Below are 26100 nucleotides of genomic sequence, written 5' to 3' on the forward strand. Positions count from 1 at the left end.
ATCTGAGTTAAAATCAAAACAGTTTGAGCTATCTTGGAAAATGAGTAATCCAGAGCCGAAAAAGCAGTTTTTAGAAGACCTAGCCACCCAGTACAAGTTTTATGGCGATACACGGACGGCGTTTTTAGGTCGGTTTGCTCCCGAGAATGCGGATAAGGCTAATAATCAACTGCGACTAACTTGGCAAAAAGACCCGGTAACTCCGCAACAAAAAATCCAAGATGAATTAAAGAAGATTTATCCAGTCTTGCGGGAAAATGGCTGTGATATTCCAGAAACTCGGAGAGGCCGATATCCCAAGGGTGAAAGTCCTTGGGAACTGGGGTATAAGTGGTTATGGGAAGTTAAATTTCCAGAGTGGCAACAGGGAAAAACTGATATAGAGAAACCGACGGCGACTCTAAAACGTTGCATCCTAGGACTGATAGAGAAACCGACGGCGACTCTAAAACGTTGCATCCTAGGACTGAAGGGCAACTACCAAGAGGCGCAACAGAAACTCACGGAAATCACCCAAACGCTGCAAACTCGCCTCAAGGATAAAACGCTCTCTATTGCCAAGGTTGAGAAAGGCAGTATTATCCTGATTGTGGAGAGTTCCCAAACCGGGTATGAGCAGATTAAAACCCTGATTGGTCAAGAGATTGCAGGTTTTCCGGTGGAATATGCGATCGATGAATGGCAAGATATTTGCCGTCGGATGTTACTTGACCGGAAACCCTTAAGCAGCAATACGGTTTTAGGTCAGGTTTATGGCGATCGCAACTTAATCGATGATGATTTATTTGTCGATTTAGCCCTGGTGAAACCGAAACGCAGTCACAACGAAAAACACCCCCAAGATATTGACTCGGAAAAGGGTTCAGACTTCTTCACCCGTCAGGAAGAAACCATCGAGAAACGCTTTGCTTATCAGGAGTTTCTCGATGAAGTCATTAGCAAACGCACCGAGAAACAGATGGCTATTATTGGGGAACCGGGGGCGGGAAAAACGACGTTACTCCAGAAATTAGCCTTTTGGTTATTGCAAAAAACGGATGATTTGGTGGTTTGGGTGGATTTGGCAGAATTGGGGAGTCAACCCCTGGGAGAGTATTTAGAAGCCCAATGGCTCAAGGAGGCGTTAGGGCCATCCAGAGAGGGGATTAAGGGAGATTGGAAAAAGAAATTTGAGGGGGGTGCAGTGTGGTTGTTGTTGGATGGTTTGGATGAGATGAGCCAGAGTGACCTACAGGGGTTAAATTTCCGAGGGTGGGTGACAGATGCTCGGATAATTGTCACCTGTCGCTTGAATTTGTGGCAAGCCAACCCCAGCCAGTTACAGGGGTTTCAAACCTATCTCACCCAACCGTTTCAGGATGAACAAGTGCAGGAGTTTATCCGGCGGTGGTTTTCGGGGGAAGCGGAATCTTTGTGGTTACAGTTACAGGCGGCGGGGCAGGAACGGATTAAGGATTTATGCCGCAATCCTCTGCGGTTAACGTTGTTATGTGCGACTTGGAAGGTAGAGAATGCGCTACCGGACACGATGGCGGAGTTATATGCGGAGTTTGTCGAAGCGATCTATAGATGGAAGAAAAAAGAGTTTACTGTAACAAAAGAGGAAAAGAAACAGTTAAATACAGATTTGGGGGCGTTGGCGAAGGCATCATTAGATGCGGAAACAGGCCGCTTTCGGTTAACTCATCAGTTCGTATGTAAATACTTTGAAGAACTCGATGAAGATTCCTTAGTATTACGGTTGGGTTGGTTGAATGAGGTGGGGGTGGCGGCGGAAAATCGGCGGGAGAAGGTGTATGGGTTTTATCATGCGACGTTTCAGGAGTATTTTGCGGCGTTGGCGGTGGCGGATTGGGATTATTTTTTACCGAAGGATCATGTGGATCGTCCGGTGGAGGGGAAACGGTATCGGATTTTTGAGAAGCAATGGAAGCAGGTGATTTTGTTGTGGTTGGGGCGTGAGGATGTTAAGCCTGAGGAGAAAGAGGAGTTTATTCGGGCGTTAGTTGAGTTTAAGGATGGTGTTAAAGATTTTTATAAATATCAAGCCTATTTCTTGGCAGCGGCAACAATTAATGAGTTTAAGAACTTTTCCCTTGCGGCTGAGATTGTGCGGCAGGTGGTGAGGTGGGGGTTTGGTGATTTCAATATTGACAAACAGAAATGGCAAACATTTTTAGATCCAATTGAAGAGGGTGCGAAAACTGTTCTTGGTGAGACGATTCGGGAAACGGCGATTACTGCCTTAGTGGAAATCTTACGGGATGCTGGGGCTGATGATTACACCCGTAGCCAAGCAGCCGAGAGTTTAGGGGAAATCGACCCAGGCAACCCAGATGCAATCGCTGACTTGCTTCAAGTCATCCGCACCCCTGAGAATGAACATACCCTTTGTCAGGCAGCGTATACTTTAGGAGAAATTGATCCAGGAAATGCCCATGCAATCGCTGGCTTGCTTCAAGTTATCCGCACAACTGAGGATGAATTGACTCGTTGGGACGCAGCAGAGAGTTTAGAAGAAATTGGACAAGGAAATCCTGATGCCATCGATGGTTTTTTTGAAATTATCCGCACGGCTCAAGATGAATCTATCCGTTGGGTGGCGGCAGAGACCTTAGGGGAAATCGGACAAGGAAATCCCGATGTGATCACTGGCTTACTTGAAATTATTCGCACAACTGAGGATGAATGGATTCGTTGGAAAGCAGCAGAGAGTTTAGCGAAAATCGACCCAGGAAATCCGGATGCGATCGCTGGCTTTCTTCAAGTTATCCACACCACTGAGGATAGTTGGGCTTATTTGGCGACAGAGACCTTAGGGGAAATTGGACAAGGAAATCCCGATGTGATCGCTGGCTTGCTTCAAGCTATCCGCACCACTGAGAATGAATCTACCCGTTGGCGAATAGCATACAGTTTAGGAAAGATAGACCCAGGAAATCCGGATGCGATAACTGGCTTACTTCAAATTATCTGCACAACTGAGAATGAATCGACTCGTAACGTAGCGGCAATGAGTTTAATGCAAATCGGACAAGGAAATTCTGATGCAATCACTGGGTTGCTCGAAATTATCCACAACACTGAAGATGAACATACCCTTAGCCAGGCGGCAGAGAGTTTAGGAGAAATCGACCCAGGTAATCCCGATGCGATCACAGTGTTAGTCAAACTTATCACCACCACTCAGAATGAAAAAATCCGGTATCAGGCGGCAGAGAGTTTAGGGAAAATCGACCCAGGCAACCCAGAGGGGATCGCCGCATTAAAGGAAATTTTACGGGATGCTGGAGCTAATAATATTATCCGTCATCAAGCAGTCTTGAGTTTAGGGGAAATTGCCCCAGGGAACGAGCAGGTGATCTCCGCATTAGTGGCAATTTTACGGGATGCTGGGGTTGATCTTCCCACCCGTAGACAAGCAGCCCAGAGTTTAGGAAAAATCCTTACTACACGCAAGCACTATGCAGGGTTTGTTTCTGCTTTAAAAGACTGTCTCAGCAATGAAATTTACGAAAGCAACTTTGATCAATTCGATGAATGCTACACACTCATCTGGAACTGTGCCGAAAATCTGCCCTATCCTGACTTTTATCAAGCCTGGCACAATACCCCCACCACCCCCCACCCCGAAATCATCGACCAAACCCCCCATAACAGCCAAACAACCCCTGCCACCCCCTTCACCTGCGAATCCCTAAAACACCTGCCCATTTATTGCCTCAACGCCAAACCCCTCGCCACCGAAACCCGCGAAAGCGAAATCGCCCTCACCCTCAGCGAACTCATCTGGGACACCACCTGTCCCGACGAAGACCCCCCCGAACCCACAACCCCCGCCCAACTGCGCCGCGCCCTCAAACAACTGCAACGCCGCCAACTCCTCCCCCACCGCGCCCTCCTCCTCACCAACTGCGAACATCCCACCCCGGAACTCATCACCTTCTGTGAAAAATTCACCGACACCCTAGCCATAGCCCTCCTCACCCACCAACCCCTAGAACCCCCCTTAAAAGGCTTCCCCCCCAATCAATCCAACCTCTTATCTGCCATCAAAACCTGGCTAGAGGAGCTTTGAGAAACCGAGTTTCTAACCCCTTAATAAACTTCCTCATGGCTGCCGAAATCAACAAAAATAGCCTTGTTATCTTCGGTAAGATAAAATAATACTCTCACGTCGTAATCTACAGTGAAACTCCATAAATCCTTCAGCTTTCCTGATAGCTTATGGGTTCTTAATCTCGGATCGTAAGGGTCTGACGTAAATATTTCTAGTTTTTGCCAAAACTTTAACTCTAAATTTTCATTCCCTTTAATCCTTTTTTTAAAAGCCCGTTTAAAAGCTGAACTGAAACTGACTTCCACGATTATTCCTTAATCAGTTGTCTCAATTCGTCAATCTGGTTAGAAAACTTGAGGTTTCCTTGTTGTTGTTCTTTCTGGGCTGCTTGGAAATTCTCATAAATCTTATCGCGACGTTCTTCACGGAGATACTGCTGCAACAATGATTGAATTTCTTCTTTTTCATCGGTAGAAAGACTTTTAATTCCTTCAACTACATCATTAAATGTCATCATTGACGAAGCCTCACGGTACTAAATCACCTTTAATGATATTCTACTTCACCACTTAGCCGCACCCCCCACCACACCCCATCCTGGGACACCCCATGTCCCGACGAAGACTCCCCGGAACCCACAACCCCCGCCCAACTGCGCCGCGCCCTCAAACCACTGCAACGCCGCCAACTCCTCCCCCACCGCGCCCTCCTTCTCACAGACGGAGAACATCCCACCCCGGAACTCATCGCCTTCTGTGAAAAAGGGGGTCATTGCCGTTGCCTTCCTCACTGACGACCCCCTAGACGCGCCGTTAAAAGGCTTTACCCCCAATCAACCCAATCTGATATCCGCTATTGAAACCTGGTTAGAGAAGATTTGAGGATTTGCATTTTTTAGGTTAAAATATCCATAGTTTTATAGACAAAAGAAGATTGAAAATGGTTAACTCCTTTGAATTTAAAGCGCAAATTAAACAAGGTATGATAGAAATTCCGCCCGAATATCAACAAAATATTCAAGAAGGAAGTGACGTTAAAGTGATTATTTTTTCAGAAGAAACAGCCAAACCCAGATTAATGGATCAATTAGCAGAACAACCCATTAGTGTGAAAGGGTGGAGCAAACCCACAAGAGATGAAATTCACGAAAGAAAATCATGATTCATCAAACAATATTTATTGATTCTAATATCTGGTTATATCGTTTATTAGCGGATCAAGACCCAAATCCCCAGGAGGATGCTAGAAAACGCAAAATAGCCGTTTCATTAACCAACCTAAACAATATCGTAGTCAGTACACAGGTTATTAATGAGACTTGCTCGGTTTTAAGGAAAAAAGTTAATTTTCCTGAAACCCAAATTAGTCAACTGATTGAATAATTTGAACAACAATGTCAAGTGATAGATGTAACAACAGATATTCTGAAAAGAGCATCCCAATTGAGAATGAATTACCATCTATCTTTTTGGGATGGATTAATAGTGGCCAGTGCTTTATCTGGTAATGCAAACATTCTTTATTCAGAAGATATGCAAGATGGTTTAATGGTAGAGCATCAATTAACTATCATTAATCCTTTCAAAATCTAGTTTCTCAAAGTCGAATTAACATTTTTTGGCTCAATGCCCCCTGCACCCTCGCTACGCCGCCACCTCAAACCACTGCAACGCCTCCAACTCCTCCCCCACTGCGCCCTCCTCTTCACGGACTGCGAACATCCCACCCCGGAACTCATCACCTTCTGTTAAAAACTCACCAGGGTCATTGCCGTTGCCTTCCTCACCGACGAACCTCTAGAAGCGCCATTTTGAAACTGAAATTCAGCAAACCTTGAATCAACCCGATGCCATTTACCAAAGTCAGCGCGATATTAATGTTTTGCTATTTTATCGCACTATCAAAGCACAAAGATGGCTAGTTGCTGTTGCTCGGCGTTTAAATGGCGAGGGTTACTTGATTACAGCTTACCAAACTGATGCAATAAAAACCGGAGCGAAATTATGGCCCAAATAAAAGTATTTTACGAACCCGAAACCGAACTGTTAACCATTTTTTGGCAATCTCCCCGCCCCAATCAAATTGCGACCGAACTTGAAAACGACATCATCCTGTTTAAAGATGGAGATACCCATGAACCCATTGGCATCGAAATCTTGTCCTATCGTCCTGGCGATGACCGCATCAGTGGCATTTCCCTAGAACTCGGTCAACAAAATCTTGTTAATACCTGAAAAAAATCAACCGAACTCACATCCAAGCAAAAATCGCTTTCCTCACCCACGAACCCCTAGACGCGCCGTTAAAAGGCTTTACCCCCAATCAACCCAAAATGATATTCTACTTCACCACTTAGCGGCACCCCCACCACACCCCATCCTGGGACACCCTATGTCCCGACGAAGACTCCCCGGACACTAAAACCCCCGCCCAACTGCGCCGCCACCTGAAACAACTGCAACGCCGCCAACTCCTCCCCCACCGCGTCCTCCTTCTGACGGACTGCGAACATCCTCGCTTATGTTGCTAATACCATACAACAGGACGAAGACAGAGGTTAGAATTGAAAGGGACAAGAGCTAAATCCCAGATAGGGTTTAGGATCTAGCTCCTGCAACCTTTACTGATAGGCTTCCATCCCCACACAGGAACAGACTAAATTGCGATCGCCAAAAGCATTATCAATCCGTCCGACAGGAGGCCAATACTTAAAGGACTTTAACCAAGGAGCCGGGTAGGCCGCCGCTTCCCGGGTGTAGGGGTGATTCCACTCGCCACAGATCAGGGATTCTGCGGTGTGGGGGGCATTCTTCAACACATTATCAGCCCCGTCTACCTTGCCCTCTTCAATGGCGATCGCCTCCTCATAAATAGCTAACATAGCATCACAGAACCGATCCAACTCCGCCAAAGACTCACTTTCCGTCGGTTCCACCATCATAGTCCCAATGACCGGCCAGGACATAGTAGGGGCATGGAATCCGTAGTCCATCAGGCGTTTAGCCACATCATCCACTTCCACCCCAGCCCGCTTTTTCAAAGGTCGCAAATCAATAATACATTCATGAGCCACTAGCCCCGACTGCCCTTGATAGAGAATGGGATAAGCTCCCTCTAAACGTTTGGCCATATAGTTCGCGCTCAGGATAGCCGCCTTCGTTGCCTCTGTTAAGCCTTGAGCGCCCATCATGGCAATATACATCCAAGAAATGACCAAAATACTGGCACTGCCCCAAGGAGCGGCGGAAATCGCCCCAATTCCCTGACTATGACCTAAATCCACCACACAATGATTGGGTAGGAAAGGAACTAAATGAGCCGCCACCCCAATGGGACCCATCCCCGGCCCACCGCCCCCGTGGGGAATACAGAAGGTTTTATGTAGATTCAGGTGACACACATCAGCCCCCATATCGCCCGGACGACATAGCCCCACTTGGGCGTTCATATTCGCCCCATCCATATAAACCTGTCCCCCATAGTGATGGATGAGGGCGCAAACTTCCTGAATCGTCTCCTCAAACACCCCATGAGTGGAGGGATAGGTAATCATCAAGGCCGCCAAAGCCTCTTGATGTTTTTCCGCCTTTTGTTTTAAATCCGCCAGATCAATATTGCCGTTTTCGTCACACTTCACGGCCACCACCTTCATCCCACACATCACCGCACTGGCGGGGTTTGTGCCGTGGGCAGATTCGGGGATTAAGCAGATATTTCGTTCCCCTTCCCCCCGATGGTGATGATAGGCGCGAATGACTTGTAAGCCCGCATATTCCCCTTGGGATCCGGCATTGGGCTGTAAGGAGATGCCTGCAAAGCCCGTAATTTCGCCCAGCCAGGCCTCTAACTGTTTAAAGAGGGTTTGATAGCCTTGGGTCTGTTCCGGGGGCGCGAAGGGGTGAATTTTGCCCAACTCTGGCCAGGTGACGGGGAACATCTCGGCCGTGGCGTTGAGTTTCATGGTACAAGACCCCAGGGGAATCATGGAGGTGGTGAGGGAGAGGTCTTTACTTTCGAGTTGGTGGAGGTAGCGCAACAGTTCGGTTTCGGAACGGTGGGTGTTGAATACCCCATCCGTGAGATAGGGGCTGGTGCGGGTGAGATGGGGGGGAAGGGTGAAGGGCTGGGGCTGTTCAGCTTTTAGCTCTTCGACGGTAAAGGGTAGGCTTTCCCGGTGGGCGAAGAGGTGCCAGAGGTCGAGAACGTCTTGCAGGGTGTGGGTTTCATCAAAGGCAATGCAGACATAGCCCGGTTCTAATAGACGGAGATTAATGCCTTGGTGGGCGGCTTCCTTGACTAAGGCCTGGGCCCCTTGAGCGCCGACTCCGACGCAGATGGTATCAAAAACGGGTAGGTTTTCGACGGTGTAGTTGAGGTGTTTTAGCCCTTGGGCAAAGAGGACGGCGAGATCATGGATGTTTTGCGCGATCGCCTTTAAGCCACTAGCCCCATGATAAACCCCATACATCGAGGCAATCACCGCTAATAACACTTGGGCGGTGCAAATATTACTGGTGGCCTTATCCCGGCGGATATGTTGTTCCCGAGTTTGTAAGGCCAATCTTAGGGCGGGTTTTCCTTGGGCATCTTTAGACACCCCCACAATACGCCCCGGCATTTGCCGTTTATAGGCTTCCTTGGTGGCGAAATAGGCCGCGTGGGGTCCCCCAAAGCCTAGGGGAACACCAAAGCGTTGGGTACTGCCTACGGCAATATCTGCCCCTAATTCACCGGGGGGCGTGAGGAGGGTTAAGCTGAGGGGATCGGCGGCCATAGTGACCAATGCCCCAATGTCATGGGCGTTTTCAATAAAGGTGCGATAATCATAGACGGCCCCATCGCTGGCGGGGTATTGGAGGAGAACACCAAAAACGGGGGTTTCGGTAAAGTCGAAGGTGTGATGATCTCCCACGACAATTTCTAAGCCCAAAGGTTCTGCCCGTGTGACCACCACATCAATGGTTTGGGGGTGGCAAGCGTTGGAGACAAAGAAGGTCTGGGATTTATTTTTACACAGCCCATAACTCATGGTCATGGCTTCGGCGGCCGCGGTGCCTTCATCAAGGAGGGAGGCGTTAGCGATTTCTAGCCCCGTCAGTTCAATGATCATGGTTTGGTAGTTGAGGAGGGCTTCCAAACGACCTTGAGCGATTTCCGCTTGATAGGGGGTGTAAGCGGTGTACCAGCCCGGATTTTCTAGAATATTGCGCTGAATGACGGGGGGAGTGATACAGTCGGAATAGCCCATGCCGAGGAAGGAACGGGCGATTTGGTTTTGAGTGGCGATCGCCTTTAAACTCTGGAGTGCTTCATATTCCGTTTGGGCAGCGGGGAGATTTAAACGAGAATTTAAACGAATGCCACGAGGCACTGCATCATCAATCAGTTGATCTAGGCTGCTATAGCCTAAAACCCTTAGCATAGTCTCCACATCCGCCCCCCGAAGACCAATATGACGCTTCACAAAGCGATCGCCTTGATGCGCTGTTTCGGCGCTCGATGGGGTGGTTTCGGCTAATAACAGCGCCGTAGATTGGGCGTTGGGCAGTGTCCGATCTAGATTCAGCATTCTTGACTTAAAAGTAAAGATAGAAAGTTAAATATTGTACAGTAATCCACTCGCTCAGATGGTGGGCAAGTTTTCCCCCTACTATAGCTTGTCTCTTCGAGAGGGGGGATAGTGGAGTTAATGATAGAGCATCGGAAAGGGGCTGAAACCTTAGTTTTCCAACCTTGAGGGGAAACATTCATGACAACTGAGGACTCATTAGCAAGACCTGAATGTTTATGATTTGAGCTGCTTTAGAACAGTTGAAGGGAATACTGTAGATTATTAGACTGGAATTCCTGCCATAGCTCCCATGCCTGATGAACAACGTGCCGACTACGATTCTCCTTGGAAAGAAGCCATTTCCCTCTACTTTCCTGCCTTTCTAGAATTCTTTTTCCCTCACGTCTATCAAAGTATTGACTGGAGCAAAAACTACGAATTTTTAGACAAAGAATTCCAACAAATTATTCGAGACACCGAAACCGGACGGAGAGATGCCGATAAACTGGTTAAAGTTTGGCTCAAAAATGGTCAAGAAATGTGGATTCTAATTCACATTGAGATTCAAAGTCAAGTTCAAGCTTTATTTGGCGAACGTATCTACATTTACAACAGTCGGATTTACGATGTATATCGCCGTCCTGTGTTAAGTTTAGCCCTGTTAGCTGATGAGCAAGAAAGCTGGCGACCTAACAGCTACAGCTACGAAATCCTAGGGGGTAGAATGACCTTAGAATTTCCCATGGTTAAACTCTTAGACTATGCCACAGAAAGCTTAGAGTCCAGCGTAAATCCCTTTGGGGTGATAGTCCTAGCGCACCGAGAAACCCAAAAAAGTAGTAAAGACCCCCATCGTCGATATAGAGAGAAATTGAGAATAGCCAAAAGTTTATATCAACGAGGTTATGAGAGAGCGGATATACTAGAATTATTCAGACTGATTGACTGGATGATGAGGTTGCCGGAGTCGTTTCAGTCGGGATTTCAAAGAGAAATAGTTCGTTTTGAGGAGGAAAGTCAAATGCCGTATATCACCAGTATTGAACGTTTTGCCCGTGAAGAGGGATTACAACAAGGATTACAACAAGGATTACAACAAGGATTAACACAAGGAATTGAGCAAGGGATTCTCCAAAAGAGTCGAGAAGACATTCTAGAGGTGCTAGAAGTGCGTTTTAGCTCGACCCGTGAAACAATCGTTGAGTTACTCAATCAAATTGAAGAGAAAACTGTCCTGTCCTCTCTCCTTCGGCAATCGATTACAGTGGATTCTCTCGACACATTTGAGGGAATTGTTATGGAACAGGTGTCCGATTGAACCTACTTGTTATCTGCCAACTTGGAGGTAGTAGAGGGAATACTGTAGATTATTAGACTGGAATTCCTGCCATAACTCCCATGCCTGATGAACAACGTGCCGACTACGATTCTCCTTGGAAAGAAGCCATTTCCCTCTACTTTCCTGCCTTTCTAGAATTCTTTTTCCCTCACGTCTATCAAAGTATTGACTGGAGCAAAAACTACGAATTTTTAGACAAAGAATTCCAACAAATTATTCGAGATACCGAAACCGGATGTAGAGATACTGACTGTTCCATCTGGTTGAAACTGAAACCACAAGGGATCGGAAAGACCATTCCCAAAATGACCCCCAATTTCTGACCAATGAAACCCATAAAAAAGGGCTGAATTTTCTCCTTTAGGTTGGACAAATTTCCCGGCGTACAGTCCCGAAATTAACACTTTTGCCTTGGTTGTAAACGGTGGAAACTCTTGACAATCAAGAGAAACTGGTTCAGATACATGATAATAAGTTCCCGTGACACATTGACTCGGATCGGCCTCATACCGTTGGGCAGAACAATCTTTAGCTTGCGCCGAAAAAATCAGATAAAGTCGTTTAAAGTGACCGTTTTTATGCCAAAATACCTGGGGAACTTCCATTTGATAAAATTCTGGTGATTCTATTAAAATGTGGGGCTGATTGTCCCACTGTTCTAGGTGATCGGAAACACAATAAACGACCATCCCTCCTCGATCAAGTGGCGCAGATTGTGACCGAGTACAAATAAAGGCATAATAGCGTTGATCTTCTCCTTGGATGACATAGGGATCTCGCCAGGCCACACCGTCTAAACCTGCGGCTGTGCCGGGATTGGCCAGGATGGGATTATGGGGGAAACGTTGCCAGTGGCGCAGATCTTCTGAGGTGGCTAAACCAATGTGTTGGGGGCGTTGCCACTCGTGGGCTGTCCACTGGGGGGCATCTTGACGACGGCGACCTGTATAAAAAAGATAGTATTTTTGATCTTGTTGGATAATGCTACCGCTCCAGATGGCTAAATCATCCCAAGTGCCGGGTTTTCCGGGGGAAAAAGCGGGTTGAGGATGGGGGATGGTTTGCCATCCCCAAGGGGTGAGTTGACTATGGCCGAGGACGGCCTGATTATGTCTGCGTTCTGGGTTATAGTGGCACTGGCTGGGGGAGGCTTGTAAGTAGAATAGATGCAGGGTGGAGTCTTGCCAAGTGAACCAGAAGTCCCAGATATATTGGTTTAAGGGGAACCACGGCATAGGGTGTTTGAGGTTAGTTAACGATTTTGTGTTTGTCGGACTTGTTGGGCATAGTCAGCAGGACGAAGTTTCCGCCATCGGTTTAATAGGGTACGGCTGAGGGGCAGGGGAAGGTAAGATAAAAGAATAGCAAGGGTTGCTTTACGAGAGCCTCTGGTGTACTGACTGGACTGTTGAATGAGGTTTCGACCTTGGCTGTTGTGTCCGGCTTCAATGAGGCGCAATCCTAACATGAGTTGGCTTTCTGCGAGACGCGATCGCCTATTTTTTTCCAAAGACTCCCCATCAAACTGGAAATACTCTAAATAAGCCACTTTATCGGCAAGGTAGCGAATATCCCGTTGTAGGCCTTGTTGTTCGCCGTGGAAACGGTATTCCATGAGTAATTCGGGTAAGTAGTAGGCGACTTTTCCGGCTAAGGCTAACCGTACAAATAGGTCGTTATCTTCACAGTTTTGTAGGTTCGGTCGCATAAAATCAACGGTTTTCAAGGCGGAATACCGAAATAAGGTCGCCCCGACTTGAAAACTTTGTTGAACAAAGACTACTTCTAGGAGATTGTCTACAATCCCGGAGGGTAATTGATGTCGTCCCCAGCGTTGGGAATTGGCTTTAGTGGCTTCAGGATTCCGTTGATTTTGTTCATCAATTAACCAGTGATCGGTTCCGACAAAATCTACTTTAGGATGTTGATCTAAAATGGCGCTGGTTTGGCGTAAAAAGTCGGGAGTGAGTCGATCATCATCGTCAAATTTAATAAAATACTCCCCGGTTGCGGCTTCATAACCGGATCTCATGTTATTGCTTTTGCCGATGTTGGTTTCATGGCGAATGTAGCGAATTCGGGGATCTTGGTATTCTGCCATCATTTGAGGGGTGCCATCGGTTGAACCATCATCACAGACTACTAACTCCCAATCGGTATAGGTTTGAGCTAGAACACTGGCGATCGCAATACTTAGAAAATGTTGACGGTTGTAGGTGGGGACGCAAACGGTAACTTTTGGCATAATTTGTCAGTGGAAGGAGAGGGACTGGAAGATAGCATAGACTAGGATAGGCAAGGAATCCCAAGGACAGAAGGTTGAATCATGAAAATCTTAATGCTATCGGCGACCTTTCCCTATCCTCCCACAAGGGGAGGGACTCAAGTCCGCACGTTTAATTTACTCAATTATTTGCGCGATCGCCACTCTATCACTCTTGTCACCCAAAACACTCCCGATGTCACCCCCTCAGAAATAGAAGTGTTGCGGGAAAAGGTCGCCCAATTGCAGGTATTCCCCCGTCTGGCTCCTGATGCAGCGACAGGGGGCCTCTGGGGCAAAATCCAGCGCTTTACGCAGTTTTGGCGGGAAGGCACTCCCCCCAGTGTTTTAGCGGTGTTTTCGCCCCTGATGCAAGCTTGGATCACTGAACGGGTAGAACAGGGATTGTTTGACGTGATTACTTGTGAACATAGCGTTAACGAGATTTTTGTTCAACCCCAATGGAAAAATCAGGTCAGGACTGTGGTGAATATTCACAGTTCTGTTTATGCGACTTGCCAGCAACAACTAAACACCCAGACGGCCGATAATCCTCTGCGCGATCGCCTTAATCTGCCCCTGCTCAAAAAGTACGAACAAAAATACTGCCACAAATTCTCCCATCTTGTGGCCACCACCCCGGAAGATCAAGCGTCCTTACAGCAACTGAGTCCCTCCTCTTCAATTAGCGTCATTCCCAACGGTGTAGACTTAGAACTGTTTCCCCCTCGCAGCCAAGATCCCGGAGGACAGAAATTAGTCTTTATTGGGGCAATGGATAACACCCCCAACATTGACGCAGTATGCTTTTTCAGTCGGGAAATTTTCCCACAATTGAGGCAAAAATATCCCGAAATTACCCTAGATTTAGTGGGCGCTCGTCCTGTGTCATCAGTGCAGGAATTGAGTCGGATTCCGGGGGTTAATGTAACCGGAAAAGTGCCGTCTATGGTGGATTATTTGCATCAAGCTACGATTTGTGTAGTCCCTATGCGGACGGGATTTGGGATAAAAAACAAAACCCTCGAAGCGATGGCCGCCGGAATTCCTGTGGTAGGGAGCGATCGCGGTCTAGAAGGATTAAGGGTGGATGAAACAGGAGTTCCCCTCGCTGCCTTACGAGCAAATACCATTCCCGAATATATCAGCGCGGTGGATCGTCTTTTACAAGATGCCACCTTACGAGCAGAAATTTCCCAAAATGCCCGCCAATTAATTGAGGAAAATTACACTTGGGAAGAGGCAGGACGGCGTTATGAGCAGGTTTTACTAGGGAATAGGTAATAGGTAATAGGGAATAGGGAATAGGGAATAGGTAATAGGGAATAGGGAATAGGAAATCGGAAATAATTATCAATTGTCAATTGTCAATTATCAATTCCCCACTCCCCTGCTCCCCTGCCCCCCCTCTCCCCTGCTCCCCCGCTCCCGACTCCCGATTGGGCGCTAAAGCGCAACTACGAACCTGATTCCCGAAGTTATTCAGCAAGCCCTATAATAGGACTTCCTCCAGCACCCTCGCCCACCCTTCGGGGGCTGGACAGGGGGCAACTCGCCACCCCCGGCCCGCTAAACCGGGATGAATGCCCTTGACACTAGGGAGAATAATGGGGAGGTCTACCGCTTCTAGCATGGGTAGGTCATTAGGACTATTCCCTAAACCAATGGTTAAAAGCCGATCAGAGGTTTGATAAATTTTTACGAGGGCTTGAACAGCTTTGCCTTTGCCAGCTTGAGGACTGATTAAATGGGAAAAGCGATCGCCGACCACCACCTGCCAACCTAACTCCTCTGCCGCCCCTTCAAGAGTTTGAGGACTGAGGCCTTTCGGGGTAACAAACGGTTCGGTAAAGTCCCGTTGTTTGGCTTCTGCGGCATCTTGGGGGGCTAATCCGGTTAACTGTTGAATCTGAGCCACAGTTAAATCCCCAAAACCTTGTAAGGGAAGACCTAACACTTGTTCTAATTGGCGCAAAGCTTGGCGGGTGGTGGCATAATCTCCCCCCAAGCGCACTAGAGTATAATCTCCCCAAGTTTCTCCCGCTACCGGAAACCTTGGGTCGCCTTGGGGGATAAAGATTCCACTGCCATTTTCCACCACAAAGGGATCCCTTAAGCCCACAGCAGCCCGGAGTCCAGCCACCTCTGCCCGGGTTTTGCTGGTCACGGGGATGACGGGAATCTGTTGGGTTTGTAGACGGGCTAACAGGGGTAAAGCCGCATCATAGCGATAGTCTTCTGAGCCTAAAAGGGTGCCATCAAGGTCGGTAAAGAGTAGGATGGAAGTCTGAGCCGTCATGGATTTTTAAGTGAACAATGGAGCGCGATCGCATTTTAGCCTGGTTAGCCGATCAGGTTCCCCCCGCCCGTCTACGTCATATTTTAGGGGTAGAACAACTCGCCCAGGACCTAGCCGCCCACTATCAGCTAAATGTTATACAAGCCCAGAAAGCGGGTTTGATGCACGATCTCGCCAAATATTTTTCTCCAAGTCGTTTATTGGCGATCGCCCAACAAGCAGGCATCGAAATTGACGACATCTGCCACACCACCCCCCACCTTCTCCATGCCGAGGTGAGCGCCATTATCGCCCGGGATGAATTCGGCGAAACGGATCCCGAAGTGCTGAATGCCATTCGCCATCATACCCTAGGGCAACCGGACATGAGTCCTCTGTCCTGTATTCTATTCATTGCCGATGCCTTAGAACCGAATCGTGGCAACAGTGAGGAATTAGTCAAACTGCGCCACACCATGAAAGAGGATCTCTATGGCACAGTCTGGAAAACCAGCGACTATGGGCTGCAATACCTCTTAAACAAGCGCTGTATTATTCACCCTCGCACCATTTTGACTCGGAACTGGGCCATGCAGCAGTCGCTCAAATCCCACAGAGTCCAACAGAAAGACTCCCATTAGACCCGATGCGGAACGCTATTAACGGCGGGAGTGTCAAGAAAAAACACAGAATTCTCCGCTCAGACCGCCTCGACTTCGTTATGATCAACATGATCGACTAGAAACCTATTCACACTGATTTCTGAATGAACTGAATGCTTCCTACCAATCGACCCCTAACCCATCCCAGCAACCTGATGACGGCCGAAGTTCTCTCCCTAGAGGACCCCACCCAGCGCTTAGTCACCACCATTGTCCAAGCAGCCGACGATCGCAAAGCGGCGGATATTCTCGCCCTCAAAGTGACAGAAGTTTCCTTCTTGGCGGATTATTTTATCTTAGCCAGTGGCTTCTCGCGGACACAAGTGCGGGCGATCGCCGATTCCATTGAGGAAAAAGTCGCAACCACTTGGCACCGTCATCCCACACAAGTGGAGGGGAAAGGGGAAAACAACTGGATTGTTCTCGATTATGGTGAAGTCATTGCCCATATTATGCTCCCCACCGAACGAGAGTTTTATAATTTAGAAGCATTTTGGGGTCACGCCGTTCGCGTTGATCTCCCCCCAGAACTGTTCTAACTTACCTGTCACACCATGCCAGAGTCCCCAACTTCCTTCTGTCCTGTCCCGGAAGATCAACAGCCCTTAAATGAATATGAACAACTCAAAAGTTCTTGGTTGTTCAATTGGACAACCCAACCCCTTGGGCAGTATAGCCGGAAACTGGTATGGGTGTGGGTGTGGGGCTGGGTGATCTCCGGCCCGATTGCCGCCGCTAGCTTTCCCCCCAGCAAACTCCCCGTAAAATTTGCCCTAGCGGGGAGTGGCGGGGCATTATTTTTTGTTCTGTTAGTCCTCATGCGTCTCTGGTTAGGCTGGTGGTATGTCAAAGACCGCCTAAATCAGGACACTGTATCCTATGAAGAATCAGGATGGTACGATGGACAGGTCTGGGATAAGCCCCCAGAAGTGCAAATGCGCGATCGCCTCGTGGTATCGTACCAAATAAAACCAATTCTGAACCGACTGCACAAAACCCTCCTAATCCTAGCTGGATTAGTGGTGAGTGGTAGTTTAATCTGGCTTATTATTTAACCTCATCCCACAGAAAAAAGACCCATGACTAGGGGAATCCGAACCCATACCCCAGAACTTGAAATCCACCTCTTGCGCGAAGGGATTATTGAGTCTATTCACAAAGTAGCCGCCGTCGTCTGTGATAATCGCGGCCGTGTATTATCAATGGCTGGCACCTCCGAAACCACCGCCTTTATCCGTTCCGCCCTCAAACCCTTTCAAGCCCTCGCCGTTACCTCCACCGGGGTGATTGAACAATTCGGCCTCAATGACCGGGATTTAGCCATTATTTGCAGTTCCCATTGTGGCACCGTGGAACAAGCACGCCAAGTCTTTAACATCCTCTGGCACTGTGATGTAGAAGCCGATGCCCTTCAGTGTCCTGTTCCCGAAGGCAAAGACAGCGCCCTGCAACACAATTGCTCCGGCAAACACGCGGGAATGCTAGCCGTCTGTAGACAGCGTAATTTTCCCATTGAGAACTATCTCCATCGTTCTAATCCCGTCCAGAAGTTGATTATTGATAAAGTCGGCGAACTCTTGGGGATGCCAGGAGAAGAATTTGTGCGCGCCCGGGATGACTGCGGAGCCCCGACTTACTCTATGCAGTTAGGACAAATGGCCAGCCTCTACGCTATCCTAGCCTCTGGGGATAATGTAGACCTAGAGCGCATTGTCCGCGCCATGACCCACCACCCCGGTATGGTGGCCGGAGATGGGGCTTTTGATACCGAGTTAATGCGCCTCACGGAAGGGGAATTAGTGAGCAAATCAGGAGCCGAAGGCGTGCAATGTATAGGGCGAGTGGGAGAAGGCTTAGGTTTAGCCATTAAAGCCCGAGACGGCGCAAAACGGGCTAAATACGCGGCCGCTATTCATCTGTTATTACAGTTAGGTTGGATTCGTCCCTCGGTGGCGGAAACTTTAGCGGATCAGTTTATGAAGTTTGACGATTATAAGCGCCTCGAAGTGATTGGCGAGGTGGTCATGCTTTAAACAGATTAACGGTCAATTATTAAGTCCCAATTATCAATTGTCAACAGTCTACTCATAACGAACAATTCCATGACCGTGACCAATTTTCAAGTGTGCGATCGCGATCTTGATCTCGACACCCTACACCGTTACCAAAACGCTGAAACCCTTGCCATAGATACCGAAACAATGGGTCTAGTCTTAGGGCGCGATCGCCTTTGTCTCGTCCAAATTTGTGACCCCCAAGGCTTCGTTACCGCCATCCGTATAGAACAAGGGCAAATTGAAGCCCCCCACCTCAAAACCCTAATGGAAGACCCCAAAATCACCAAAATCTTCCACTATGCCCGCTTTGACATTGCCCAGTTAAAATACACCTTCGGCATCCTCACCCAGCCCATTTTCTGCACCAAAATCGCCAGCAAACTCGCCCGAACTTACACCTCCAGTCACGGCCTCAAAGCACTGGTACAAGAACTCGAAAAGATAGAACTCGACAAAAGTTCCCAGAGTTCCGACTGGGGAAACCCCGATAATTTATCCCCCGAACAACTTAGCTACGCCGCCAATGACGTGCGTTATCTCATTTCCTTACGTCAGAAACTCCTGCAAATGTTAGAACGAGAAGGCCGCCTAGAATTGGTCTATCGTTGTTTTGACTGTTTACCCGTGCTAACCGATCTCGATATTCTCCAGTTTCAAGACATTTTTGAGCATAAATAATGCCGGGTGTTCTAGTTTATTTTTTGACCTGTTGAAAGAGATGGAATCCCCGTCCGTTTACGGCGGGGCAGATGTCAAGTATGCCTTTTTTTGAACAATCATCCCGGATAACAGGATTAATTCTGCTCAATCCCAATCCGCTTCGGTTATTTCTCCTACGTTGCGATCGCGCAAACGAATCCCCCTGTTCCCTGTTCCCAGATCCAGTGTTCCCTAGCCCCACGAGTAGAGTTATATGCCTAACGGCACGCTTCGCGTACAGCAAGCCCTATCCATGGATAGAGACACCCCCAGTCTCCCTCCGCCCCCACTCAAAAATTTTTTCCTTCCCCCCTTGACGATTTTGTAACACACTTGTAGTATGTTGATTAAGGGGCAAAAAAACGTCTGAACCCTTTCATAAGCCTTTATTCATATTGCTCCAGAATTAATAACGGGATGTAGCGTAGTTTGGTAGCGCGCCTGCTTTGGGAGCAGGATGTCGTAGGTTCAAATCCTGCCATCCCGATTCCGCCCTGACCATTTCACGGGGGAAAAATCCGATGATTTAGAGGACATTACCAATGCTGAAGCATTGAGCATGAAGCAATTTATTGATCAATACGAGATGATTTTGGGCGCTTTAACCTGTGGCTATGAACGAATTATAAAGGAGTTTACAATAGCCAAACATCAGGTTAAAGAACGCCTCGATAAATTGATTTTAGAAGTCTTAGGTCAAGGGGGAGAAGCGGAGAACTATAAGTCGATTTCTGACAGCTTTTTAGAACGAGAAGGGGTAGAACTGATTGACCCGATCAACTTATTACAAGAAATTCAAACCCGACAAAGCTTTGTCCAAGACTTTAAATCTAATATTGACCGAGTTTTGTCGATTAGCAATGCTCGCACTATGATTGAAGTTGAGGATTAATTCTCGTTCGATACCGAATTAACTGATGTGCGATAAACAATGCTGGTCTCTTGAAAACTTCTGAATTTATGGAACGAGCTAATGGGAAACCAGGCTCAATCCTCTGTTACAGGATCGCCTTAAAGTTTAAAGCTTAACGTTTAACCTTTAACACTTAAGTCTCAATCCTCAATGATTAAAGCTTTAACTCTTAGCTGTTAATCTTTAACCTTCGATTAAATCCAAGATGATTGGTTTTAAGGTTCCATAATACCTAGAAGTTCCCACTTGGCTGAGAGGTCAGCATTTTTATCAAAAATAGCGAACAGGTTAAGTAAACCGCCGCTTAAAGCGGGGATCTACATAATGTTTCTTGCGGCGATTGCAAGGACGACAGAGGGCTTGCAGATTGCTCAGGTCATTTGTTCCCCCCTTCGCCAGAGGAATAATATGATCCACCTCTAAATTCTGAGTGCTGCCACAACTCCGACAGCATCCACCATCACGATTTAATACAAACTGTCTGACCTCCGGAGGCATTTTGATGCGGGGGCTTTTTTCCATTTTTGCATTAAGAATTAACTAATTTTAAGTTCTCTATCAATTGATCAACTTTTCTAAAGTTTTCTTACAAGAAATGACCTCAACAATCCATTTTCTCATGGGGAGAGAGTATTCCTTGAGGACACCAGACCACTCCTAGCTTATTATCTCTTGTTAAGTCGTAGCATAGACTACAAAATCTTATTTTACCTCGTCTTAATATTAACCCCTTGACTATGTTGTTGGGTACTCCAGTGAACAAGGACAACAGCATTCGTTAACAAGCTCAAAAGAGGAGCCTATGGACAAGCAATTTGGTAGACGGAAATTTTTAATCTACGGCTCGGCAGCCCTAGGAACAAGCATTTTGTTAAAGGCTTGTGGAAGCACTCCCACAACGGGAGACACGACTACAGAAGGATCTGCATCTAACCAAGTCGCCGCTAGTGGAGACACGATTAAGGTAGGAATTTTGCACTCCCTCAGCGGCACAATGGCCATTAGTGAAACAACCGTAGTAGATGCGGAAAAACTAGCCATTAAAGAAATTAATGAAGCTGGGGGCGTTTTAGGCAAGCAAATCGAAGCGGTAATTGAAGATGGAGCTTCAGATTGGCCAACTTTTGCCGAAAAAGCGGGTAAACTGATTGATCAAGACAAAGTTGTAACGGTATTTGGTTGTTGGACTTCTGCCAGTCGGAAGGCTGTTTTAGATGTCTTTGAGTCCAAAAACCATATGTTATGGTATCCCGTCCAATATGAAGGACAGGAATGCTCTAGAAACATCTTCTATACCGGGGCAGCCCCCAACCAACAGATTGAGCCTGCTGTTACTTGGTTGTTGGAAAATAAGGGCAACAAGTTTTTTTTAGTTGGTTCAGACTATGTGTTCCCTCGCACGGCTAACACTATCATTAAGGAACAGTTGAAAGCCAAGGGCGGGGAAACGGTTGGTGAGGATTATTTACCTTTAGGTAACACGGAAGTTACCCCAATTATTACCAAAATTCAGGCGGCTTTACCCGATGGTGGGGTAATCTTTAATACGCTCAATGGTGATAGTAATGTGGCTTTCTTCAAACAGTTACAAGGGGCGGGATTAACCCCGGATAAATATCCGGTAATGTCCGTCAGTGTGGCTGAGGAAGAAGTACAGCAAATTGGGGCGGAATTTTTAAAAGGTCATTATGCCTGTTGGAACTACTTCCAAACTGTTGAAACACCGGAAAATCAGGCGTTTGTGGAAGCCTTTAAAGCTGAATATGGTCAAAATCGGGTGACGAATGACCCCATGGAGGCGGCCTATATTATGGTGTACCTGTGGAAACAGGCCGTGGAAAAAGCGGGAACGGCGGATGATCTCGATAAAGTCCGTATGGCGGCCATTGGTCAGGAATTTGATGCACCAGAGGGCAAAGTGACGATGAATGTTAATCATCACATCTCAAAAACGGTGCGGGTGGGTCAAGTTCGCGAAGATGGTCTATTTGATATTGTCTGGTCAACGGAGGGCCCGATTGACCCCTTACCTTGGAATCAATTCGTACCGGATACCAAGGGATATGGTTGTGATTGGACTGACCCCAATAAGGGCGGCCGTTACAAGATTTAAGATTTGGTTTGAGTAGAAAGAAGGGGGAATTGTGGTTATCCTTCTTTCTCAGTTGATTGTGTTGGGTTGCGCTGGCGCTTCACCTAACCGACGGGTGTTTTCCGGGGGGGTGTTGGGTTGCGCTGACGCTTCACCCAACCTACGGGCGTTTTCCGGGGAGGGTGTTGGGTTATGCTGGCGCTTCACCCAACCTACGGGTGTTTTCCGGGAGGGTGTTGGGTTACGCTGGCGCTTCACCCAACCTACGGGCGTTTTCCGGGAGGGTGTTGGGTTACGCTGGCGCTTCACCCAACCTACGGGCGTTTTCCGGGAGGGTGTTGGGTTATGCTGGCGCTTCACCCAACCTACGGGCGTTTTCCGGGAGGGTGTTGGGTTACGCTGGCGCTTCACCTAACCGACGGGTGTTTTCCGGGGGGGTGTTGGGTTACGCTGGCGCTTCACCTAACCTACGGGTGTTTTCCGGGAGGGTGTTGGGTTACGCTGGCGCTTCACCCAACCTACGGGTGTTTTCCGGGAGGGTGTTGGGTTACGCTGGCGCTTCACCTAACCTACGGGGTGCTAGGGTGTTGGGTTATGCTGGCGCTTCACCCAACCTGCGGGGTTCTGGTTGTTGGTTGTTTTGAGATTTTTTGCATGGTTTTACAACTCATACAAGGTTTATTTAATGGCCTCAGTATTGGGTCGGTTTTGTTGGTGGTTGCTCTCGGTCTAGCCATTGTGTTTGGTCTGATGGGGGTGATTAATTTGGCTCATGGGGAGTTAATGATGCTCGGAGCCTATACCACTTTTGTGGTGCAAAATACCTTTAGACCTTTGGGAGAGCCTGTTTTTAGTTTTTATATTTTTGCCGCGTTACCGATGGCTTTTTTGGTGGCGGCCTTGGTGGGGTTAGCTTTGGAACGGGGGGTGATTCGTTTTCTCTACGGAAGACCGCTCGAAACTCTGCTGGCCACTTGGGGGGTGAGTCTGATTTTGCGCCAATTTGTACGAAGTGTAAATGGGTCGTTGGCGTTGAGTTTAGGGGTCTTTTGCCTGTTGTTTTTTGGTGCTTGGGTAATTTTGAGTCGGTTGCGTCGGGATTGGTCTGAGTTACGCAATCGGGTGTTATGGGGGGTGGGGATTTTATCGGGTGCGATCGCCTTTTTCACCCACAAGGTATTAGACAGTAACCCCACCTTTAGCACCCTTTGGTTTAGTGCCAGAAACGTGGATGTTACCGCTCCCCCTTGGTTACGAGGTGGGATTCCTTTGGGCAATTTTCAACTCCCCTACGCCCGCATTTTCATTATTGTTTTAACCCTGATCTGTGTGGTGGGGATTTATTGGTTCCTCAATCGGTCTAACTGGGGTCTACGGATTCGCGCTGTCACCCAAAACCGCAATATGAGCGCCTGTCTTGGAATTCCGACGGATCGGGTGGATGCTTTAACCTTTGCCTTGGGTTCTGGTTTAGCGGGTGTGGCCGGGGTGGCGATCGCCTTATTGGGTTCGGTCGGGCCAAACACCGGACAGAACTACATTGTAGATGCTTTTATGGTGGTGGTAGTTGGGGGAGTGGGCAATCTCTTTGGAACGATTATTGCCGCGATGGCCATTGGGATTGTCACCTATTTAATCGGTTCAGGCACGATTGCCGCCCTACTCCTCCCCATTGATGCCTTAAAACCTGTTACGGAGTTTTTCCTCTTCTTTGCGACCACAAGCATGGCAAAGGTGATGGTTTTCGCCCTGATTATTGCCTTCCTCCAGTTCAAACCTGCGGGAATTTTTGCCCCCAAAGGTCGGACAGCCGAACTTTAAATAAATTATCAATTCTCAATTGTTCCTGTTCCGTCCAAATACAATGACAGTAGATATTTTAAGCAGAAGCCAGAGTCTGAAACGAGAGAGAAAACGGCAGTTTTTGCTCGAAGGAATTGCCATTGTTGCGATCGCCATTTTCCTGATTGGGGTGATGCCACTGTTGCTCACACCCTTTCGTTTACGCCTCCTAGGGCGGTTTTTGTCCTTGGCCATAGTTGCCCTCGGCATTGACCTGATTTGGGGCTACACGGGGCTGTTAAGCCTCGGACATGGCATCTTTTTTGCCTTGGGGGGATATGCGATCGCCATGCACCTGCAACTCCAACTCCCTCCCGGTCAAATCCCCGACTTTTTCCCCCTCTACGGTGTTACCGAACTTCCTTTATTTTGGCAACCCTTTTACTCCTTCCCCTTTACCCTCTTAGCCCTCATTCTGATCCCCAGTTTAGTGGCAGGATTTTTAGGCTATTTGGTCTTTCGCAATCGCATCAAAGGGGTTTACTTTTCCATCCTTACTCAAGCTGCCCTCATTGTCTTTTTTAACTTTTTCAATGGGCAACAAAAGCTAATTAACGGCACAAACGGCTTAAAAACAGACACAAACCAATTATTCGGCGTTGTTGTCAGTTCTCAGCCTGCCCAATTTGCCTTTTATACTGCCACTATTCTCATTTTAATATTACTCTATGTCCTCACAAGATGGCTAACCAGTGGACGTTTTGGACGGTTACTCATTGCCATTCGAGACGATGAAAATCGAGTGCGCTTTTCCGGTTATGATCCCACCGCTTTTAAAGTATTAGTATTTGCTATTTCTGGCGGCATTGCCGGGATATCCGGGGCATTATTCACCGTTCAATCGGGTATTATCACCCCCAGCGCGATGGATGTGGCCTTTTCTATCGAAATGGTGATCTGGGTTGCGGTGGGAGGACGGGGAACCTTAGTCGGGGCAATTTTAGGCGCGTTATTAGTAAACTATGCCCGCACCTTTTTAAGTGAACAATTTGCTGAGGTTTGGCTTTTCTTCCAAGGGGCATTATTCTTAATTGTTGTGACAGTCTTACCTGATGGCATTTTAGGCTGGTTGAGAAGTTGGCAATGGGGCAAAGTTCGCGCTTTATTAGGAATGTCAGCACCTGTGGTGACTTATCCTAGTTTAGAACAAGATCCAGAAGTGCAGAAAGAACGTCAAGAAGTAGGTGAGGACGGTAATCAGTGATATGACAGAAACCATCTTAAAAATTGAAGACTTAACCGTTAGTTTTGATGGATTCAAAGCCATTAATAACCTCAACTTGTCCCTCAAAAAAGGCGAATTACGAGTTATTATCGGTCCCAACGGTGCCGGAAAAACTACCCTGCAAGATGTCATCACAGGCAAAGTTCAACCGACTACTGGACAAGTTTATTTTAAAGGTCGTAAAATTACCGGACTTTCAGAACATGAAGTTGCCCGTTTAGGGATTGGACGAAAATTCCAAACCCCTCGCGTCTATTTAAATCTAACAGTCCGGCAAAATTTAGACCTTGCTTGTAACCGCAATAAAAACCTATTAAGCACCCTATTTAAGACCATTCCCAGCACAGAAAAACGCCATGTCGTGGGCTTATTAGAAACGATTGGGTTAACCGCTAAAGCCGATTTATCAGCTAGTTTGTTATCTCATGGGGAAAAACAACGGTTAGAAATTGGGATGTTAGTGGCACAATCTCCTGATTTATTATTAGTTGATGAACCGGTAGCTGGATTAACTGATGAAGAAACGGAAAATGTCGGCGCGTTATTATTAGCACTCGCTGAAAGTCACTCTATTATCGTGATTGAACATGATATGGAATTTGTGCGGCAAATTGCCCGACAAGTGACGGTTCTCCATCAAGGTTCTGTGTTGTTTGAAGGGATGATGGATGAAGTGCAAACTAATCCTAATGTCATTGAGGTGTATTTAGGCAAATCGCCGGAATTAACACCGGAACAGATGACTGTTTTGCAAATTATTGCTCTATTTATTGATAGTGACGGGTTATTTGAAATTGATGATAAACGGCAGATTATATCAGAAGTTGCGGCAAAATTTGCGGGAGGTCAAGACCCTACTTTAGTGGAGGAAACCTTACAGTTGTATCTATCTGAGGAGATTGAATGGGATTATGCGATCGCGCAACTCCAACATCCTGGTCAAAAAGAGCAAGTTTTACAACTCAGTCAGGATATTTTAACCTCCCGTGGCATGGAATCCAGTGAGTGCAAAATTTATCAAACTCTGGTGCAACAACTGACGAAAGAGGATGTAGTCCCCAATGCAGAAGAAGCGTTTTAATTTGGGAACTGTTTTGTTGGGTTGCGCTGTCGCTGCAC

Annotated in this window: 27 protein-coding genes, 1 tRNA gene and 2 pseudogenes; 21 read left to right on the forward strand and 9 right to left on the reverse strand. The window is 47.4% G+C overall.

What is annotated here, in order from left to right:
* Positions 1 to 40: 40 nt before the first annotated feature.
* Complete coding sequence (locus K4A83_RS04705; RefSeq protein ID WP_265263274.1) at positions 41 to 4078, forward strand: HEAT repeat domain-containing protein; 4038 nt, start codon at positions 41 to 43, stop codon at positions 4076 to 4078.
* Positions 4079 to 4098: 20 nt separating this feature from the next.
* Here the strand turns inward: K4A83_RS04705 and K4A83_RS04710 are convergent, their stop codons facing one another.
* Both K4A83_RS04710 and K4A83_RS04715 read right to left on the reverse strand, forming a co-directional pair.
* Positions 4099 to 4365 (reverse strand): type II toxin-antitoxin system RelE/ParE family toxin, encoded by a 267-nt coding sequence (locus tag K4A83_RS04710; RefSeq protein WP_265263275.1) that lies wholly within the window; start codon positions 4363 to 4365, stop codon positions 4099 to 4101.
* Between the two features lie 2 nt (positions 4366 to 4367).
* Positions 4368 to 4574 (reverse strand): hypothetical protein, encoded by a 207-nt coding sequence (locus tag K4A83_RS04715; protein WP_407809830.1) that lies wholly within the window; start codon positions 4572 to 4574, stop codon positions 4368 to 4370.
* Positions 4575 to 4712: 138 nt separating this feature from the next.
* Here K4A83_RS04715 and K4A83_RS23005 point away from each other — a divergent pair, with 138 nt between their 5' ends.
* The 7 genes and pseudogenes from K4A83_RS23005 (at position 4713) to K4A83_RS04745 (ending at position 6294) form a co-directional block, all read left to right on the forward strand.
* Positions 4713 to 4853: a hypothetical protein gene (locus tag K4A83_RS23005; protein WP_407809831.1), complete on the forward strand. Its 141-nt coding sequence runs from the start codon at positions 4713 to 4715 to the stop codon at positions 4851 to 4853.
* Complete coding sequence (locus K4A83_RS04725) at positions 4816 to 4941, forward strand: NACHT C-terminal alpha/beta 1 domain-containing protein (RefSeq protein WP_265263283.1); 126 nt, start codon at positions 4816 to 4818, stop codon at positions 4939 to 4941. The genes K4A83_RS23005 and K4A83_RS04725 overlap by 38 nt, the downstream gene beginning before the upstream one ends.
* Positions 4942 to 4999: 58 nt before the next feature.
* On the forward strand, positions 5000 to 5221 hold the full coding sequence (locus tag K4A83_RS04730) for a hypothetical protein (RefSeq protein WP_265263285.1): 222 nt from the start codon (positions 5000 to 5002) through the stop codon (positions 5219 to 5221).
* A pseudogene (locus tag K4A83_RS23010) lies at positions 5218 to 5652 on the forward strand (PIN domain-containing protein). Before K4A83_RS04730 ends, K4A83_RS23010 begins: the two are co-directional and overlap by 4 nt.
* A gap of 33 nt (positions 5653 to 5685) precedes the next feature.
* Entirely contained in the window at positions 5686 to 5811 is a 126-nt protein-coding gene (locus tag K4A83_RS04740) for a hypothetical protein (protein WP_265263287.1), read from the forward strand.
* A 55-nt stretch (positions 5812 to 5866) separates the two neighbouring features.
* Positions 5867 to 6076 (forward strand): annotated as a pseudogene (locus K4A83_RS23015) (hypothetical protein); the annotation flags it as partial.
* Entirely contained in the window at positions 6064 to 6294 is a 231-nt protein-coding gene (locus K4A83_RS04745; protein WP_265263288.1) for a hypothetical protein, read from the forward strand. The pseudogene K4A83_RS23015 and the gene K4A83_RS04745, both read left to right, overlap by 13 nt.
* Positions 6295 to 6449: 155 nt before the next feature.
* On the opposite strand, the gene K4A83_RS04750 is transcribed toward K4A83_RS04745, so the two are convergent.
* Both K4A83_RS04750 and gcvP read right to left on the reverse strand, forming a co-directional pair.
* Positions 6450 to 6572: a hypothetical protein gene (locus tag K4A83_RS04750; protein WP_265263289.1), complete on the reverse strand. Its 123-nt coding sequence runs from the start codon at positions 6570 to 6572 to the stop codon at positions 6450 to 6452.
* 108 nt (positions 6573 to 6680) lie between these two features.
* A complete protein-coding gene (gcvP, locus tag K4A83_RS04755) occupies positions 6681 to 9629 on the reverse strand; it encodes an aminomethyl-transferring glycine dehydrogenase (protein ID WP_265263290.1) in 2949 nt (982 codons plus the stop codon).
* A gap of 292 nt (positions 9630 to 9921) precedes the next feature.
* Between gcvP and K4A83_RS04760 the strand changes: the two genes are divergently transcribed.
* Positions 9922 to 10929, forward strand: a complete 1008-nt coding sequence (locus K4A83_RS04760) for an RpnC/YadD family protein (RefSeq protein WP_265263291.1) — start codon at positions 9922 to 9924, stop codon at positions 10927 to 10929.
* 212 nt (positions 10930 to 11141) lie between these two features.
* Here K4A83_RS04760 and K4A83_RS04765 read toward each other — a convergent pair whose 3' ends face one another.
* Together K4A83_RS04765 and K4A83_RS04770 are read right to left on the reverse strand one after the other, a co-directional pair.
* A complete protein-coding gene (locus K4A83_RS04765) occupies positions 11142 to 12185 on the reverse strand; it encodes a glycoside hydrolase family protein (protein WP_265263292.1) in 1044 nt (347 codons plus the stop codon).
* 17 nt (positions 12186 to 12202) lie between these two features.
* Positions 12203 to 13195: a glycosyltransferase family 2 protein gene (locus K4A83_RS04770; RefSeq protein ID WP_265263294.1), complete on the reverse strand. Its 993-nt coding sequence runs from the start codon at positions 13193 to 13195 to the stop codon at positions 12203 to 12205.
* A gap of 81 nt (positions 13196 to 13276) precedes the next feature.
* On the opposite strand from K4A83_RS04770, the gene K4A83_RS04775 reads away from it, so the two are divergent.
* Positions 13277 to 14497, forward strand: coding sequence for a glycosyltransferase family 4 protein (locus K4A83_RS04775; protein ID WP_265263295.1), 1221 nt, complete (start codon positions 13277 to 13279; stop codon positions 14495 to 14497).
* Between the two features lie 208 nt (positions 14498 to 14705).
* Here K4A83_RS04775 and K4A83_RS04780 read toward each other — a convergent pair whose 3' ends face one another.
* Positions 14706 to 15512 carry an HAD-IIB family hydrolase gene (locus K4A83_RS04780; RefSeq protein WP_265263296.1) on the reverse strand — a complete coding sequence of 269 codons (807 nt, stop codon included), beginning with the start codon at positions 15510 to 15512 and terminating at the stop codon, positions 14706 to 14708.
* 17 nt (positions 15513 to 15529) lie between these two features.
* On the opposite strand from K4A83_RS04780, the gene yqeK reads away from it, so the two are divergent.
* The 7 genes from yqeK (at position 15530) to K4A83_RS04815 (ending at position 19801) form a co-directional block, all read left to right on the forward strand.
* Positions 15530 to 16132, forward strand: coding sequence for a bis(5'-nucleosyl)-tetraphosphatase (symmetrical) YqeK (gene yqeK / locus K4A83_RS04785; protein WP_265263297.1), 603 nt, complete (start codon positions 15530 to 15532; stop codon positions 16130 to 16132).
* Positions 16133 to 16266: 134 nt separating this feature from the next.
* Positions 16267 to 16692, forward strand: coding sequence for a ribosome silencing factor (gene rsfS / locus K4A83_RS04790; protein ID WP_265263298.1), 426 nt, complete (start codon positions 16267 to 16269; stop codon positions 16690 to 16692).
* 15 nt (positions 16693 to 16707) lie between these two features.
* Positions 16708 to 17208 (forward strand): CGLD27 family protein, encoded by a 501-nt coding sequence (locus K4A83_RS04795; RefSeq protein WP_265263299.1) that lies wholly within the window; start codon positions 16708 to 16710, stop codon positions 17206 to 17208.
* A 24-nt stretch (positions 17209 to 17232) separates the two neighbouring features.
* Positions 17233 to 18186, forward strand: a complete 954-nt coding sequence (locus K4A83_RS04800) for an asparaginase (protein WP_265263300.1) — start codon at positions 17233 to 17235, stop codon at positions 18184 to 18186.
* 69 nt (positions 18187 to 18255) lie between these two features.
* A complete protein-coding gene (locus tag K4A83_RS04805; protein ID WP_265263301.1) occupies positions 18256 to 18888 on the forward strand; it encodes a ribonuclease D in 633 nt (210 codons plus the stop codon).
* 434 nt (positions 18889 to 19322) lie between these two features.
* Positions 19323 to 19396: transfer RNA gene (locus tag K4A83_RS04810), tRNA-Pro, on the forward strand.
* Positions 19397 to 19468: 72 nt separating this feature from the next.
* The gene (locus K4A83_RS04815) at positions 19469 to 19801 is read left to right on the forward strand and encodes a hypothetical protein (RefSeq protein WP_265263302.1); all 333 of its coding nucleotides are present in this window, start codon (positions 19469 to 19471) and stop codon (positions 19799 to 19801) included.
* Positions 19802 to 20110: 309 nt separating this feature from the next.
* Here the strand turns inward: K4A83_RS04815 and K4A83_RS04820 are convergent, their stop codons facing one another.
* The gene (locus K4A83_RS04820) at positions 20111 to 20344 is read right to left on the reverse strand and encodes an HNH endonuclease (protein WP_265263303.1); all 234 of its coding nucleotides are present in this window, start codon (positions 20342 to 20344) and stop codon (positions 20111 to 20113) included.
* Positions 20345 to 20624: 280 nt separating this feature from the next.
* Here K4A83_RS04820 and urtA point away from each other — a divergent pair, with 280 nt between their 5' ends.
* The gene (urtA, locus tag K4A83_RS04825; protein WP_265263304.1) at positions 20625 to 21935 is read left to right on the forward strand and encodes an urea ABC transporter substrate-binding protein; all 1311 of its coding nucleotides are present in this window, start codon (positions 20625 to 20627) and stop codon (positions 21933 to 21935) included.
* Positions 21936 to 21983: 48 nt separating this feature from the next.
* Here urtA and K4A83_RS04830 read toward each other — a convergent pair whose 3' ends face one another.
* Positions 21984 to 22325, reverse strand: coding sequence for a hypothetical protein (locus K4A83_RS04830; protein ID WP_265263305.1), 342 nt, complete (start codon positions 22323 to 22325; stop codon positions 21984 to 21986).
* 243 nt (positions 22326 to 22568) lie between these two features.
* Between K4A83_RS04830 and urtB the strand changes: the two genes are divergently transcribed.
* From urtB to urtD, 3 genes are read left to right on the forward strand one after another with little or no spacing between them, the layout of a single operon-like run.
* Positions 22569 to 23735 carry an urea ABC transporter permease subunit UrtB gene (gene urtB / locus K4A83_RS04835; protein WP_265263306.1) on the forward strand — a complete coding sequence of 389 codons (1167 nt, stop codon included), beginning with the start codon at positions 22569 to 22571 and terminating at the stop codon, positions 23733 to 23735.
* Positions 23736 to 23778: 43 nt separating this feature from the next.
* On the forward strand, positions 23779 to 24960 hold the full coding sequence (gene urtC, locus K4A83_RS04840; protein ID WP_265263307.1) for an urea ABC transporter permease subunit UrtC: 1182 nt from the start codon (positions 23779 to 23781) through the stop codon (positions 24958 to 24960).
* Between the two features lies 1 nt (position 24961).
* Positions 24962 to 26062 carry an urea ABC transporter ATP-binding protein UrtD gene (gene urtD / locus K4A83_RS04845; RefSeq protein ID WP_265263308.1) on the forward strand — a complete coding sequence of 367 codons (1101 nt, stop codon included), beginning with the start codon at positions 24962 to 24964 and terminating at the stop codon, positions 26060 to 26062.
* Positions 26063 to 26100 lie beyond the last annotated feature (38 nt).

Source organism: Spirulina subsalsa FACHB-351 (assembly GCF_026130165.1).
Taxonomy (GTDB): domain Bacteria; phylum Cyanobacteriota; class Cyanobacteriia; order Cyanobacteriales; family Spirulinaceae; genus Spirulina_A; species Spirulina_A subsalsa_A.